Below are 16,237 nucleotides of genomic sequence, written 5' to 3'. Positions count from 1 at the left end.
GTGTGCTACTTTTTTTGGAGATTGTAAGAGATGAGGTATTTTTATGAATTCTTAAATCTAAATACTAATATCAATAGGAAAGCTTCAGACTTTATCTTATAGTATTAATGAACTTAGTAAAAATGAGAGTTAAATAAAAAGTTATTTATATAATCACTAATAAAAAAAGACAGGCTTTCGTAACCTGTCTTTTTTATATGTTAATTAAACAATATATTATTTAATTAACTATTTTTTCTTAAATTCCTTGTTATCTAAGATAATAACTCCTGATTTATCTTCCTTTGCTACCTTTTTTGTGTGATTTACAAGTTCTACAATGTCCTTGTATGATTGTTTTGCTCCTTTTACAAGCAATGGTACTCCTATAAAATCAATTTTTAACCACCTAGAAAACAATCCACCAAAGGTCATTGGTAATGGAACCGTTGGGGATGTATTTGAAAATATAATTTTTTCATTTAATACCTTTTGTTTATGAAGCATAGATGCTAAGTTATATAATCCTGGAATCAAAACCTTTGAACGTCCCCTTCCTACAGTATATACTTCGTTTCCATCTTTATCTCTTCCATGATAAAAAAGTTCTCCACGATTTCCATATACTAACTTATTAAAGTTAGATAAATTCAATATTTCATCCTTAGTTGGTTCTCGAGTTGCATCCAGTATTTCTAAGTGATAAGCACTTGCTAAAATAGATGAGTGGGTTCCTCCATAACAATTATATATGTATATCATTAAAATCACCTAATTTCTTATTTTTGCTTTATTTTAATAATTGTAGTATATACATTAATCATTGGAGTTAAACAACATCTTATACTAATATTTAAAATCTAAAAGCTTATTTTTTAATTGATTTTCAATATTTCTTAATTCTGCTTCAGCTTCCATACGTTTTTGACGTCCTTGTGTTTGTATATTAAGTATTTCATCAAGAGTTGAAATTAATGACTCATTAGTAGCTTTAAGTGTTTCAATATCAACAATTCCTCTTTCAGATTCTTTTGCAGTTTCTATAGTTGAAGTTTTTAATATTTCTGCATTTTTACGTAAAAGTTCATTTGTCATATCTGTTACTTCTCTTTGAACTTTTGCAGCATTAGCAGCGTGAGCAACTCCAAGTGCTAAAACCATTTGATTTTTCCAAAGCGGAATAGTATTTATAATTGTAGATTGTATTTTTTCAGACATTAATGAATCATTATTTTGAATTAAACGAATTTGAGGAGCCATTTGTAAAGAAATCATTTTAGTTAATTCTAAATCGTGAATTTTCTTTTCAAATCTATTGCAAAGAGCCACAAAATCATTTAATTCTTGAGCATCCTGAGGATTTCCACTATTTCTTGCTTTTTCTTGTAATCTAGGAAGTTCTTCCTTTTCTAGTTTTTGAAGTTTCTTTTTCCCAGCTAATATATACATAGAAAGCTCTTTAAAATATACTTTATTTATTTCATACATTTTATCTAGCATGGCAATATCTTTTAAAAGCTGTATTTGATGCGATTCAAGAATGTTACACATTTTACCAATATTATTTTCTACATTCTCATATTTTATTTTCATTTGGGAAATCTTATCCTTCCCTTTTTTAAAGAAACCTAAAATTCCTTTTTTCTCTTCGGATTCTTCAAAGTTCTTTAATTCATAAACTACACTAGATAGTACTTCCCCAATTTCACCTAAATCTTTAGTTTTTACATTATTAAGTGCTGACTGTGAAAAATCAGAAATTTTCTTTTGAGCACCTACCCCATATTGTAAAATAGAATTTGAATTATTTATATCTATTTTATCTACAAATTGATCAACCATCTTTTTTTCTTCTTCTGTAAGTTGGATTTCATCAATTATTTTTTCTTCTTTCTTTTCTTCTTTTACTCCTAAATCAAGAACTTCCTCTTGAAATGGTTGAAAAGTTAATTCTGGTTTTATATCAATAGACCCTTCTTTAAATTCATCACTCATTTTTTATGCCTCCCTTTTGTTTAAAACTTACTTTTTAAAATCATTTTCTGCTAGCCCCTCTTGTTTAAATAATGTTTTAAGAACAGAAATATCTGTAGAAATATCTAAAACAACATCTTCAAATAAATCATCTAATAAATTTTCAAAAGCGCTATTAATAAGGTCAATACTCTTTTCAATTTCAATCTTAGCATTTTCTATATTCTCGCCTTGAACTAATTGATTATTCATATCTTTGTATGAATTAATTAATTTTATAGTAATAGGAAGATAATGATTTATAAATTTATTAACTTCTTGTATCTTATTAGGGTTTTTTTCAACCTGAATTAAGATTTGGTTTGAAATATTTCCTAATTTATCTAACTTTATAGCTATTTCTTCTTTATAAAGATCATTTCTTATACTTTTTATTTGTTCAATATAATTTCTTCCTATTTTAATAGTAGATTCTACTTCATCTTTTTCTAAATTTTCTATTTCTTCATTTAATTTTTCATTATCAATTTCTTTAGCTATTTGTTGCTTTTTTAAATTTAAATAGTCATTATAAACTTCATCATTTAACATAAAATAAGTTTTTTCTTCATCTATATGACCTTCTAAGAACATACCTAAATTAATCATTTTACTTAGGTCTTTAACAACAAAACTATCTTTCTCTTTAGCAAATTTTGCTAGGTCATTAATTAAGAAATAATTATTGTCCTCAATAAATCTTACATACTTCTTAAAACGTTTTACTCTTTTTCTTAAAGTTATTCCCCTTAATAATAAACCTAAACTTACTACAAAGAATAAAAATGCAACTCCCAAAATAATATTGCTACCTATGATACCAAATAATAGTTTAAATATTAAAAATATAAGCGCTGAAGAAGCAAAAGTTAAACATCCAATCGCGCCAAATATTATATAAAGTATTCCCGATATACTTCCAGCTGGTTTTTTACTAATATATTTTGATATATCATTTTTAGCTTTTTTATTTAAACGCATATACTTTTCACTATATCCATTAAACTTTGATTTAAATTGGTTTAAGGTATCCTCAGTTTTATCGTTAATATCTTTTTTCAAATTAGCAAAATCTATTGCTTTAATTGCATTGCTAACTGTAGACATAATTTGATCTTCTAAATTAGAAAAATCTTTTTTATCCATTATCTTGCCTCCAGATTATTTTTCTTATAATTAACATAACTCTAGATATATACTACCCCGTTATTTTAATATTTTAAATCTATTATATCTTATAATTTAGCTAATTGTAACTACTAACTTAAAAATACACTTTTAGTATTAAAGTCAAATATTATATAAAAAATAGCCCTAGGCAATCTATATAAGATTTATTAGTTCTGTTAGGTTTTTCCATTGTGATTCCTTTGAATCAAGATAATAAAAGTTTTTTGTTCCTTCTTTGCGTACATTTACAATTTCTGCTTCTTTAAGTATCTGCCTTTCGTTTATTTGTTTAAACTATTATAGGATTTAAATATTTTAAAATTTCATTGGGAAAGAATTTGTTTACCATTAAATTTTTATTAATAAAAATGGTTTTATTATATACTCAATTTATCTTAACACAATATGTATTTAAAATAAAAAAGGATTAAGTTGATACCCACTTAATCCTTTTTTATATGATAATTATTTTAATAGTGAAATTTTTGTATCAATTACTTCTGGCTCTCTTTTAAATAAGAATTCACCTTTTCTAACAGAACAATTAACTCCAACTCTTTCTAATATTGCATCAAATTCATCTTTTGCATTTAATACTATGAAGTTAGCATCTTTACCTTCTGCTATACCGTATTTATCTTGTATATGAAGAGTTTTAGCACCATTTACTGTAATTAGGTCTAGGGCATTTTTAATTTCTTCAAATGACATCATTTGGCAAATATGAATTCCTGCATCAAGAATGTTCATTAAGTTTCCATTTCCAAGTGGATACCAAGGGTCTGAAATTGAATCTTGTGCAAAACAAACATTGATACCAGCATCATTTAATTCTTTAACTCTTGTAAGTCCTCTTCTCTTTGGATATGTGTCATATCTTCCTTGTAAATGAATATTTTCAGTTGGGCATGATATAAAATTAAGTTTTGATAATGCTAGAAGTTTAAATAGTTTAAAAGTATATGCATTATTATAAGAGCCCATAGCACAAGCATGACTTGCTGTTGTAAGTTCTCCTATTCCATTCATATAGGCTTCAGCAGCTAATAGTTCAAGGAATCTTGATTGTTCATCATCTGTTTCGTCACAGTGAATATCAATTAACTTGTTATATTTCATAGCAAGTTCTACAGTTTTTTTGACAGATTTTTCTCCCATTTCTCTTGTAAATTCAAAGTGAGGTATAGCCCCTACTACATCAGCACCCATTTTTAATGCTTCTTCTACTAATTTATCCCCATCTTTGTATGAATACATTCCCTCTTGAGGAAATGCTATGATTTGTATATCAACTAAATCTTTTACTTCTTCTTTTAATTCCATAATTGCTTTTAAACAAGTAAGCTTTGGATCTGTTACATCTACATGTGTTCTAAGATATTGAGTTCCATATAAAATCTCTTTTTTTAGTGCAATTTTTGCTCTGTCTTTTATTTCATCTTTTGTCATCTTTGATTTTGTCTCAGACCATCTTTGAATTCCTTCAAATAAAGTTCCTGTTCCATTAGTTGCACCATCCATACGAGCTGTATATACATAATCTAGGTGAATATGTGGGTCAACATAAGGTGGAACAACTAGATTTCCTTCTAAATCATAAGTCTCTACATCTTTATATTTTTGTAAAAGATTTGGACCTATCTCTTTGTATTTTCCATTTTCAACAAGTAAATCAACTAATGTTTCATTCCCTTTTAATCTAGCATTTTTAAATAATTTTGCTTTCATTTTAATAATCTCCCTCCTATTATTTTTAATATTTTCTTAGTTACATCCAAAGTCTAACATGAAAATATACACTAGTCATTGTACTAATCATCCAATAATCTTTTAATATGACTGTGCACATAAAGACCATATTTTTATATATTTATTTGTATTTTTTGCACATTGTATTATAATATTTCCTGAGTATATACTAATAGTGCAATGAAGCTTCTCGAAAATAAAAAAAGTTCATTGTATAAAAGCCTTAATAAAAACTTTTCAACTAAAAAGGGGGACGTTATTATGTACGAAAAATTTAAAATGAGAAACATGACATGGCAAGAATTTGCTAAGAAAAAAGATGATGTAATTATATTACCAATAGGTGCTACAGAGCAACATGGTCCTCATCTACCTACTTGTGTAGATGCTGTATTAGCAGAGGAGTTTGCTTATCGTATAGCTGAAAAAATTAATGGTGTAGTTGCTCCAACTCTTTCATATGGATATAAATCAAAACCATTAAGTGGTGGAGGCCCATTATTCCCAGGAACTATTGATTTAAACGGAGCTACATTACAAGCTTTAGTAATGGATATAATTGATGAGTTTGTTCGTGATGGATTTACAAAAATATTTATATTAAGTGCTCACTTTGAAAATGAAGCATTTATTGTGGAAGCTATGGACTTATGTTCTGCAAAATATGGAGATAAAGTAAAACTTCTTCTTACTAACTGGTGGGATCCAATGTCACCTGATGTAATCGATAAAGTATTTGATGAAGTCCCATTCCCAGGATGGGCTCTAGAACATGCTGCTGTTACAGAAACATCATTAATGATGTATTTTGCACCAGAACTTGTTAGAGAGGACAAAATATTAGATACAGAAAATGCTACTCCAGCAACTTACTTTAGATATCCTATACAAAAAGATATCGTTCCTGAAACTGGAATACTTGCATCAGCTAAATCATCTTCAGCTCAAAGAGGTAAAATAATTGTAGATGACGTTGTTCCAAATATCGTAAAAATAGTTGAAGAGGCATTTAAGTAAATCATTTAGAAAGAGATAGGTACATTTATGAAATTAAAAGGAATAGTACTAACAATGCTATCCTCTATTACCTTTGGTTTTGCCTTTACATTAGGCCCTATGACCTATGGTGCTGGAGGAAGTAATCCTGTAACATTAACTTTTTTAAGAAACTTTTTAAGTTTACCCTTTTTATTACTAATAGTTTTATTTTTAAAAATTGATTTAAAAGTAACAAAAAGTCAACTTAAAAACTTAATCATATTAGGATTTGTAGGAAATGCAATAACAACATTAATGCTAAATATAGCTTTTGCTCATGTGGATGTAGGAATAGTTACTCCAATTCACTTTACTTACCCTGTATTTGTAACACTTGGATGTGTACTATTCTTTAATGAAAAACTAAGCAAACAAAAGATTATAGCATTAGTTATAGCTATGTGTGGTATAGGATGTTTCTTTATTCAATCATTAAATTCTGCTTCTTTTAGTTCATCTACATTGCTTGGATTAATTTTAGCAGTAGCTTCAGGAGCATTTTATGCATTCTATATTATATTTATGGATAAAAGTGGTCTAAAAGGTGAATCTCCATTTAAAATAACATTCTATGTAGCAATCGCTTCAAGTATAGGTATGTTTTTCTATGGTATTTCTACCAATGAACTTGTTTTATCTTCTCTTACAACTAAATCATGGATTATATCTTCAGTATTTGCATTTTTATGTACAGTTGTTGCCCTATCACTGTTACAAGTTGGTATAAAATATATTGGAGCAAGTGAGGCAGCTGTTATAAGTACTTTTGAACCTATAACAAGTGTAATATTTGGAGTGTTATTATTAGGTGAAAAAGTAACACCTCTAAAAATTATTGCCTGCATATTAATTTTTGCAGGAGTATTAATATTATCTTTTGCAAAAGAAAATACAAAAGATGACCCACCAGAACCTAATATAGAATTAGAAGTTTAAAAATAAAAAATCCCTATGTATTTATAGGGATTTTTTATTTTTAAGATTAATAAATTCATAAATTAATATACTATTAAAAAGTTCTAAATCTATCATTGCATCATCTAAATCTATGTTCAAAAGTTCCTTGATTGTTGATAATCTATAAATCAATGTATTTCTATGTATAAAAAGTTCTTGAGAAGTCTTTAATAAATGTCTATTATTTTGGAAATAACATTTTAAAGTTCCCATTAAATCCATTCCATGATTTTTATCATATTCTAAAATAGGACCCAAGTTTTCATAACAATACCTTTGAATTTCTTTAATATCAGAAAGTTCTACTAACCACCTAATAATTCCTAATTCCTTATACTTAATAATTTTTAAGTCCTTATGGTATATATCAATCATAGATAAAGCTTTAAAAGCTTCTTTATAACTTATTTTTATATCAGAATTTGACTGTCTTATACGACTAAAGCTTAAGCTATTTTCAACTTCTGGATATTTAGAACTTACAAGGTTAAAAACAGCTTCTACTGCTTCTATTGATTTTTCACCTTCATTATAATCATTGGTAAATATTAAAAACATTAAGTTATTTGCGTATTCCATAGGAATTAAAGTTTGATTTTCTGTATTTATTGCTTCTTCTAATGAATGAATTATATGTTTGTTAATTTGTTCTAAATCATAGGAAACATTGGATGGCTTTTGCATTTTAAATATACATACATAGTGAAAAGGCCTTAATTTTATATTATAAAATTCTGCTAAAGCATGTATATCTTCTTGTAGATGATCTTGAGAAAATATAATTGATTCTAAAAAACGCTTTGCATTCTTTTTTTCTTCTTGCTTTTGTTCTAATTTAAATAAGATTTCTTGTGTAATATCTATTAATTTAATATTCCAAGGCATTACAATTACAGGAAAATCCTCTTCATTTGCCTTATCTATTACATTCTTAGGTATACTGTCTATATCTTTGTCATCAATTAAAATTACAATTCCAGAAAGCTTTTTATGAATACATTCTTCTATTAATGATAAAAAACTATCATCATCTTGTCTTATATCTGTGTAAATAACAAATATCAACTCTTCACCATAAAGCCACTGTGAAATAGACTCTGTAGTTCTTACGTAAGGCCAAGAAATTTCACGGTTTAATCCCTTTTCCCCAGCCAGTAATTTTGCTTTTGAAAAATTTTTAAGTTGAAATAAATCCCTGCAACAAATAGCCATAAACCCCATTCCCTCTTTCTTGATTTAAAAATAACTGTCTTTTAAATTATATTATAAATTTTAAACTGATACAATTTATAATGTTTTATTATTGAGATTTTATAAGAAAAAATCCAATTTTAAATAATTGAAATTAGCCTTAAAAAATGTTATGCTATCAAAAGAAATTAAAAAAATGTCGTTACTGTATATACTATCAATTATAAAATTGAGATTGATTATATATTAAAGAGCTTATTTTTATAGGCTCTTTTTATATCTTATTAAGAATCAGACCTTTAGGTCGTTGGCGACGTGAAGTAATTTACAGACACGTAGCTTAAGCAAAACGAATTTTTTTAAATGATAAAGAGAGGTAATTATATGATAAAAATTGACAACTTGTCCTACTCGCTTCCACAAAAAGACCTATATAATAAGGTTTCATTTACATTAGAAGAGGGGCAACATTGTGCTTTTATAGGAGCAAGTGGTAGCGGAAAAAGCACACTTATAGATATAATAATGGATCCCGAAAAATATGTATTTGATGGTAAATTAGAAATGAATCCAAATTTAAGAATTGGATATGTAAGTCAGTTCTCACAACTAGACAAACTAAAAGAAACTACAGTTTTTGAATATATAGCACAAGAGTTTATCAAGCTACAAGATGAAATAGCATCTATTTGCAGTGAAATGGAAAACTCTTCTGATATTGATACTTTACTAGAAAAGTACCAAGAAGCTTTAGATGCATTTGATGCAATTGATGGTGATGATTATGAAAGCAACATTAATAAGAAACTAAATCTTGCAAATTTAACTAAGCATAAAGATAAAATGATATCTGAACTTAGTGGTGGAGAATTTAAACTTATTCAAGTTATTAAAGAAATGCTTAATAACCCAGATTTAATGATTATGGATGAGCCAGATGTGTTCTTAGATTTTGAGAATCTTAACGCTCTTAAAGATTTAATTAATTCTCATAAGAAAACACTTTTAGTTATTACACACAACAGATATTTATTAAATCATTGTTTTAATAAAATTATCCATCTTGAAAATACAGAGCTACAAGAATTTGATGGCAGATATATTGATTACAACTTCTCTCTTCTTCAAACTAAAATCGAGTTACAAGAAATGGCTATTGCTGATGAAGAAGAAATTGCAAGAAATGAAGCTTTAATCGAAATATTAAGAGAAAAAGCAACCTATAATGCTGAAGCTTCTAGAGGTAGAGCTCTAAAAGCTAGAGTTAAAATCCAAGAAAGATTAGAAGCCAAAAGAATTAAAGCACCATTTGTAGATATTAAACAACCATATATCAATTTAGAGACAAATAATGAAATTGAAGAAACTATTGCCCTAGAAGCTTGTGATTTTTCTATATCATTTGATGAAGTTCTTTTAGAAAATGTTAACTTCGAGATAAAATCTACTGATAAAGTAGCTATTGTTGGTACAAACGGTGTAGGAAAAACTACTTTATTAAAAGAAATATTTAAAAATAATAATGAATCTATTAAAATAAATGAAAACATTAAGCTAGCTTACTTATCACAAATGCAAAGTGAGGTAGTAAATGAGTCTAATACAATACTTCAAGAGTTCTATGATGTTGGATTTGAGACTTATGGTGAAATTAGAAAATATGTTTCAAGATATGGTTTTGATTCAGATATACTTACACAAAAGATTGAATCTTTATCTGGTGGAGAAAAAAATATACTTCAATTGGCGAAGGTTTCTGCTAGTAAAGCAAATATGTTACTAATGGATGAACCTACAAGCCACTTAGATATTTATTCTCAAATGGCTCTAGAAAAAGCCATAGCTAATTACAAAGGTGCTATTTTAATGATTTCTCATGATTATCATTTTATAGTTAACTGTGCGGATTATGTTTTACTTATTGAAGATAAGACAGTTAGAAAAATGAGCATGCGTAAATTTAGAAAGATGATTTATGCTAATCATTTTGACAAAGATTATCTGCAAATTGAAGAAAAGAAAAAGTCAGTTGAGATGGAAATAGCTTCTGCTTTAAAGGATACTGATTTTGAACGTGCAAAAACTTTATCTACAAAGTTAGAAGAGTTAATTAAATTACTTTAAATAAATAACCCCCTTAGAATTGATAGGCTTGTCAATTTTAAGGGGGTTATTTTTTTAATTAAAAGCTATATCTCACTAAACTCCGTTATTTATGATACGATTCTCCATAACTTCCTCTATAGAGAATAATTTTTATTTATACTTTATACTGTAACAATTTAAATATATTACTTTACGAAGCATTATTTTTACTTCATATATGTATTAACCAATTCATAACATCTTTCTTTCGTAAGTCTAGCTAATGAACCATTATAAACTACATAATACAATGAACCTCCTCTATTTTCACTTGCTTCATTTTCTGCTGTTTTATCTCTATATTCTATCCAACTACGTTGTTTACTTTTTAGCTCATTCATTTCACTTTCTGTAAGTTGAGTCTTCAATAAACTATAAATCTCATTTAACATATTATCCCATCTCTTTAATCTTGTATATTCTGCTTCTACCAACTCTCCATTTGTACCATTTTTATATAGATAATCTAAGTCACTCATTCCTTTTTCTGTTGAGTTAAGCTTATTTATATATTCATCCTTATAGCTATGTTTTACTGTTTCTACATCCTTTGTTGTATCTTTATTTTTATCTTTTTTAGCTATATCCTTGGTTGCATCTTTATTTTCATCTTTTTTAGCTATATCCTTGGTTGTATCTTTATTTTCATCTTTTTTCTCTATATCCTTGATTGTATCTTTATTTTTATCTTTTTTAGCTATATCCTTGATTGTATCTTTATTTTCATCTTTTTTAGCTATATCCTTGGTTGTATCTTTATTTTCATCTTTTTTCTCTATATCCTTGATTGTATCTTTATTTTTATCTTTTTTAGCTATATCCTTGATTGTATCTTTATTTTCATCTTTTTTAGCTATATCCTTGGTTGTATCTTTATTTTCATCTTTTTTCTCTATATCCTTGATTGTATCTTTATTTTTATCTTTTTTAGCTATATCCTTGATTGTATCTTTATTTTCATCTTTTTTCTCTATATCTTTCTTCTTATCCTTTGATATTTCAGGTTTTTCAGTTAACCACGTTGCTTCTTTTCCACAGTTTGAGCAAAGCTTTGTTTCTTCTTTTGACTCTTTACCACAATTGTTACAATATGCTGCAGTTGCAACTTTTTTACTCTGTTTTTTTTCATCTTTAGCACATCCAGTTAGCACTAGTGCCATTATTAAACCTATTGATATAATTACCTTTTTCATTTTTTATCTCACCTCTTAGTTATTATGCTTTACTTTTTATTTAATGTGTTATATACACCTAATTCAGTTATTATTATAATATTTTCTATTTGTTACTTTTCGCAATTTAAATAAACGTTTTCTATATAAACCCCAACAAATATAGCACCCTAATAATTAATACAACAAAATCTAGTAGGATTACTATCTATTAGAACTTAATAATTTTTTATATTCAGAAGTCTGAAAATCTAACGGATTTATTTATAAATATTATTGTAATTTTCATAACTTACAATAATAAGTAAATTATTAAAATACCTAAAATTCACTATCTCAAAGACAATATTAACATCACTTTTACTAACACTTACCTTAAACAAGTCATCAATCAAAATAACCTTAGCATTTTTATACCTATCCTAACTCAATAGTATCATTTAACTCATTTATTTCATTTTTATCTTTTTTATTTAATTTATCTATATCTATCTCTTTTATTGATTTTTTTGCTTCATCATATTTTTTCTCTTTTATTAACTCTTTTATATGTACTATTTCTTTATCTATTTTATCATGTTGATTTATTTTAGCTTTTAAATTATCTATATCATTTTTCATAGAATCTTCTATAGTTTCCTCGTCTATTTGATTCATAATTTTATTAGCATCATCTATATTGCCTTTTTCAAATTCATCATTTGCTTTTTTATAATTGTCTATTAAAGCTGTTAATCTTTTTGCTTCTTCATTACTACTTTCTTTGTCTAATGCACTTTTAAATGAAGCTAAGGCTTTATCATATTCTTTATTAGCCATTTCCATTTTACCTTGTTCTATTGCCTTTTTAGATTTACTATTTTCACAACCTACTAAGCTTATCACTAATAATATTAAAGTTAAAATTATCCCTATTTTCTTCATTTAAGTTCACCCCTTTTTACTTTTATTAAATTCTAGCCTATTTATATATTTACCACATTTTTCAAATTATCAATCTTAAAAATTTTATATATGATAAATATTAAAATATATAAGAGGGCATAGTAAAATACTATACCCTCTTAATAACTAGTTCTCTATATTTTTTATGTAATTTATATTATTATTTTTCTTTCCTTCTTTTGATCCATGTGTATATCCAATAACCTCAAAGTGTTTAGCAAATTCTTTAGCAAACTCTTCATAATGACTACATCTACCTCTTATACAAGTTGATATATGCATCACTTCAACATCTGCTTTTTTAAGCTTTTCAATCTTTACATCTAAGCTTCCTACTGGATCTTTATCGCATCCATTACAAGTATTAAAAGCTACTAACTTACTTCCATCTTCCTTATATCTTTCAAAAGAATCTTCACTTGAATTAAAAGTTCTTAAGCATCCATTAGCAGTACACTTTCTAGAAACTTCCCCACATACGTATATTGCAATATTTTTCATTTATTTCCTCCTGTGCACCAATTTCAAACATTGTATCTCTCACTATATATTTTTCATAATGATATAATTTCCTATCTATTATAGTATAATTTAACTAAATATTGCGTATCATAGGGTACGCTTTTTTAATATTTTTTAAATTTATAATTATCTTAAATAATAGTTTATTCTACTTGCATTTATAGATATTTTGACTAAAATATCACAAGAGTGATACAATATTCAGTGTAAACGTTTTTAAGGGTAAAAAGGATGGTGATGGGAATTGATTTTAAAAAACAAGAAATACAAATACTTTTTCGAACTTATCATTTTAGCACTAGGATGCTTTATAATGTCCGTTGGGCTTAACATGTTCTTAGAACCATACATGATAGCATCAGGTGGACTTACTGGTCTAGCAATAGTCCTTAAAAATCTTTTTAATACTCCTTTGTGGTTTATAAACTTAGTTTTTAACATACCTTTATTTATATTTGGTATTAAAATACTTGGTAAAAAAGATGCTATAAAAACATTAATAGGGATTTTATTACTTACATTTTTCTTAAAAGTCACAGAACCACTAACTTCAGCTTTTCAAACTACTGATATACTACTATCTTCAATTGCAGGTGGTATAGTTGTTGGTATAAGTCTTGGAATGTTATTTAGGGTAGATGCATCTACTGGTGGAACAGAGCTTGCTTGTCTTATCTTAAATAAGATATTTCCTTTTATATCTATTTCTGTGTTTATGTTTATAATAGATGGTGTTGTAATAGCTTTAGCAGGTATTGTTTCTAAAAATATTCAAATAGCTTTATATGCTATAATTTCTTTATACGTTTCAGTAAAAATTTGTGATACCATTGTTGAAGGCTTTGATTTTTCTAAATCTTTTATAATTGTAACAAATCATCCTGATGAAATTTCTGATTCAATTATGAAAAACTTAGAAAGAGGAGTTACTTTCTTGGAAGGTCGTGGAGGATATTCAAAACAAAGAAAAGATGTTTTATTAGTAGTAGTTTCTAGACGTGAGGAAGTTCTTTTAAGAAAACTTGTCAATGAAATAGACCCTCTAGCCTTTGTTATAATAAACAATGCTTATGAGGTACTTGGAGAAGGATTTACTAGAAAAGTTTAAAATTTATATAAAAAATCAAGGCTATCATCTTTATAATAGCCTTGATTTTTTTATAAATTAAATTATATTATTTGTCTGCTTATTTCACTTATTTCTTTCACTAAATCAATCTCAAGAATTTTTACCATATCTTCTTCAAAGAAAACATCCTTATAAGACTTGCAACCTACTACAAAAGGTATTCCTAATTTTCTAAATAAAAATATTTTAGACTCTTCATTATATAATTCATTAAAACCATTATTTATTACCGATACAACTTGTTTTAATTCTTCCATAGTTATAACAGATTTAATTAAGTACTTTTCTATTATACTTAGTATTAATAGTTCCTTTTTCCCTATTAACTTAGCTTTAGTGATTTGTTCAAAAACATTTTTAGTACTTTCACATATTGCATTCTTTGCCATAATTATATCTATATCAAATTTTTTATCACTATCAGATTTAGCAAACATATTTGCCATGTCATCTAAAGATATTTCATCCTTCATTGATAGTATATATTCTATTCTCTCTAATATCTTATCCTTAGGTAGGTAAGTTTCTTGACCTGTAAAACTTGATTTTTTTATAAACCACTCTTCAGGTATAATTTTTTTTCTTTTCCATCTATATAATTGTCCATAAGAAATATTAGTAACTTCTAGTAATTCCTTTTTAGATATTAAATTTTCTTCCATAATTCCTCCTTAAACTCTACTACTACTTACTACTGTAGAATCAGATGAAACTTCTAATACGTCATTATATTCTACATTATCAACATTACATTTATTAATCAACTTAATTTCCTTACCTCTTATATTTTTCACATTAGATTTTTCTAAATATATAATATCTCCTTCTATTAAGTTACAGCTTAAAGTCCCCATTTTATCAAATAAAGTAACAGGCTTAAAAATTCCTTTAGGCTTTTTCATAACTTCTATAATACTTGCTCCAATTTCATTACACTTACATCTTCCCCTTGGAGTTATAATTACTACTTCTGCATTTAATAATCCATTGCAAACAATCTTTCCATATACATTTAGATTTTCTGATTCTATATTTTTATCTACTTTTAAATCTCCATAAGATTTTATATACTTAGCATTTATACTTTCTTTGCAACTTAGAGAGCCTTTAATTGTAACATTGTTACACTCCATATTATAAAAAGACTCCATTTCTCCAGTTACAACTAAATCTTTTATTTTACAAGTTCCTTTTACAACTAAGTCACCCATTACCTTAACACTATCACAAATTAAATCTCCATCTATCCTAACACTACCCATTACTTTAAAATCCTTACATTTTAGAACACCTTTTGTCTCAAAATTTCCAGTTACTTTTAAACTTTCAAAATCTAAATTACCATCAAAATTGCAATCCCCAAGTATTTTCACTTTATTTGCAACTATGTTACCTTCAGATTTTCCATCTCCTATAATCTTTATATCGTTATATTCACCTTCACAGATAAATCCATCACCTAACAGCTTTATATTTGCTTTTTCCATTTTTTCCTCCTATATTTTATCTACATTATCAATTTTAGATAATTCATTTATATCAATGCTTTCGCTATATTCTACTTTATTTATTTTACAGTTTTCACCTATTATAATATTTTTACCTCTTACTATATCAACATCACAGTTTGATAACTTTATATTGTCACCTTCAATTACTTTAATATATGCGTGGTTGTTTTTAATTCTTTTAGGTATAAATATTTTAAATATATTTTTTGATTTTTTTTCACCACATATTTCTATATTAGTTGCTCCTATTTCACCGATTCTTGATTCTCCTTCTGTAAATAAGTAAAAATCTTCACAATTTATAAGACCATCACATATAATATTTCCTTGTAAATCTATCTTTTCACTTTCAATATCTTCTTTTACCTTTATGCAACCTTCTCCAGAAATCTTATGAGATTTTATATTTTTTTCAATAGTTGCAACTCCTGCTACATTTATATCTTGTGCTTTTAATGATTCACTACTTTTTAATACACCTGATACTTTAAATTCTTCACACTGTATATTTTTACTATTTTTTAATACACCTGATACATCAAGCTTATTGCATATTATATCTCCTTTTAATGAATATACTCCTGATATATTCATATCTTCAAACTTTCCACCACCGCTACTTCCTACTCCATCTAAATTTATAGAATGTAATTTATTATCCATATTAACTCCTTTCAAAATACTATCTATTTATATTTTAACTTTGTAACAATGTT

General features: G+C 26.7%; 15 protein-coding genes. 4 read left to right on the top strand and 11 right to left on the bottom strand.

Translation table 11 applies throughout. The features are described 5' to 3' along the window. Positions 1-228 precede the first annotated feature (228 nt). The 4 genes from H8891_RS02460 to codA form a co-directional block, all read right to left on the bottom strand. Positions 229-741, bottom strand: coding sequence for a DUF3189 family protein (locus H8891_RS02460; protein WP_187005046.1), 513 nt, complete (start codon positions 739-741; stop codon positions 229-231). Between the two features lie 84 nt (positions 742-825). Then, the gene (locus tag H8891_RS02455) at positions 826-1,974 is read right to left on the bottom strand and encodes a toxic anion resistance protein (RefSeq protein WP_187005045.1); all 1,149 of its coding nucleotides are present in this window, start codon (positions 1,972-1,974) and stop codon (positions 826-828) included. 27 nt (positions 1,975-2,001) lie between these two features. Next, positions 2,002-3,138, bottom strand: coding sequence for a 5-bromo-4-chloroindolyl phosphate hydrolysis family protein (locus H8891_RS02450; RefSeq protein ID WP_187005044.1), 1,137 nt, complete (start codon positions 3,136-3,138; stop codon positions 2,002-2,004). 489 nt (positions 3,139-3,627) lie between these two features. Further along, positions 3,628-4,890, bottom strand: coding sequence for a cytosine deaminase (gene codA / locus H8891_RS02445; RefSeq protein WP_187005043.1), 1,263 nt, complete (start codon positions 4,888-4,890; stop codon positions 3,628-3,630). 282 nt (positions 4,891-5,172) lie between these two features. Here codA and H8891_RS02440 point away from each other — a divergent pair, with 282 nt between their 5' ends. Then, positions 5,173-5,928 carry a creatininase gene (locus H8891_RS02440; protein WP_187005042.1) on the top strand — a complete coding sequence of 252 codons (756 nt, stop codon included), beginning with the start codon at positions 5,173-5,175 and terminating at the stop codon, positions 5,926-5,928. A 27-nt stretch (positions 5,929-5,955) separates the two neighbouring features. Beyond that, the gene (locus H8891_RS02435) at positions 5,956-6,885 is read left to right on the top strand and encodes a DMT family transporter (protein ID WP_187005041.1); all 930 of its coding nucleotides are present in this window, start codon (positions 5,956-5,958) and stop codon (positions 6,883-6,885) included. Positions 6,886-6,906: 21 nt separating this feature from the next. On the opposite strand, the gene H8891_RS02430 is transcribed toward H8891_RS02435, so the two are convergent. Beyond that, positions 6,907-8,118: a PucR family transcriptional regulator gene (locus tag H8891_RS02430; protein WP_187005040.1), complete on the bottom strand. Its 1,212-nt coding sequence runs from the start codon at positions 8,116-8,118 to the stop codon at positions 6,907-6,909. A 363-nt stretch (positions 8,119-8,481) separates the two neighbouring features. Here H8891_RS02430 and H8891_RS02425 point away from each other — a divergent pair, with 363 nt between their 5' ends. Further along, positions 8,482-10,221 (top strand): ABC-F family ATP-binding cassette domain-containing protein, encoded by a 1,740-nt coding sequence (locus tag H8891_RS02425; protein WP_187005039.1) that lies wholly within the window; start codon positions 8,482-8,484, stop codon positions 10,219-10,221. 188 nt (positions 10,222-10,409) lie between these two features. On the opposite strand, the gene H8891_RS02420 is transcribed toward H8891_RS02425, so the two are convergent. The 3 genes from H8891_RS02420 to H8891_RS02410 form a co-directional block, all read right to left on the bottom strand. Then, entirely contained in the window at positions 10,410-11,435 is a 1,026-nt protein-coding gene (locus H8891_RS02420; protein WP_187005038.1) for a lysozyme inhibitor LprI family protein, read from the bottom strand. Between the two features lie 396 nt (positions 11,436-11,831). Further along, positions 11,832-12,338, bottom strand: coding sequence for a hypothetical protein (locus tag H8891_RS02415; RefSeq protein ID WP_187005037.1), 507 nt, complete (start codon positions 12,336-12,338; stop codon positions 11,832-11,834). Positions 12,339-12,485: 147 nt separating this feature from the next. After that, positions 12,486-12,860: a CGGC domain-containing protein gene (locus H8891_RS02410; protein WP_147545378.1), complete on the bottom strand. Its 375-nt coding sequence runs from the start codon at positions 12,858-12,860 to the stop codon at positions 12,486-12,488. A 265-nt stretch (positions 12,861-13,125) separates the two neighbouring features. Here H8891_RS02410 and H8891_RS02405 point away from each other — a divergent pair, with 265 nt between their 5' ends. Then, positions 13,126-13,989 (top strand): YitT family protein, encoded by an 864-nt coding sequence (locus tag H8891_RS02405; protein WP_276510601.1) that lies wholly within the window; start codon positions 13,126-13,128, stop codon positions 13,987-13,989. Positions 13,990-14,051: 62 nt separating this feature from the next. On the opposite strand, the gene H8891_RS02400 is transcribed toward H8891_RS02405, so the two are convergent. Genes H8891_RS02400 through H8891_RS02390 form a run of 3 tightly spaced genes read right to left on the bottom strand, consistent with a single transcriptional unit; the run spans position 14,052 to position 16,184 of the window. Beyond that, positions 14,052-14,672 (bottom strand): DUF4004 family protein, encoded by a 621-nt coding sequence (locus H8891_RS02400; protein WP_187005035.1) that lies wholly within the window; start codon positions 14,670-14,672, stop codon positions 14,052-14,054. Between the two features lie 9 nt (positions 14,673-14,681). Further along, complete coding sequence (locus tag H8891_RS02395; protein WP_187005034.1) at positions 14,682-15,497, bottom strand: polymer-forming cytoskeletal protein; 816 nt, start codon at positions 15,495-15,497, stop codon at positions 14,682-14,684. Between the two features lie 9 nt (positions 15,498-15,506). Then, positions 15,507-16,184, bottom strand: coding sequence for a hypothetical protein (locus tag H8891_RS02390; protein WP_187005033.1), 678 nt, complete (start codon positions 16,182-16,184; stop codon positions 15,507-15,509). Positions 16,185-16,237 lie beyond the last annotated feature (53 nt).

Origin of the sequence: Paeniclostridium hominis, from assembly GCF_014306135.1 — a bacterium.
GTDB lineage: Bacteria > Bacillota > Clostridia > Peptostreptococcales > Peptostreptococcaceae > Paraclostridium > Paraclostridium hominis.
The sequence above is the reverse complement of the archived record's forward strand: the minus strand, read 5'-3'. Positions and strand labels throughout refer to the sequence as shown.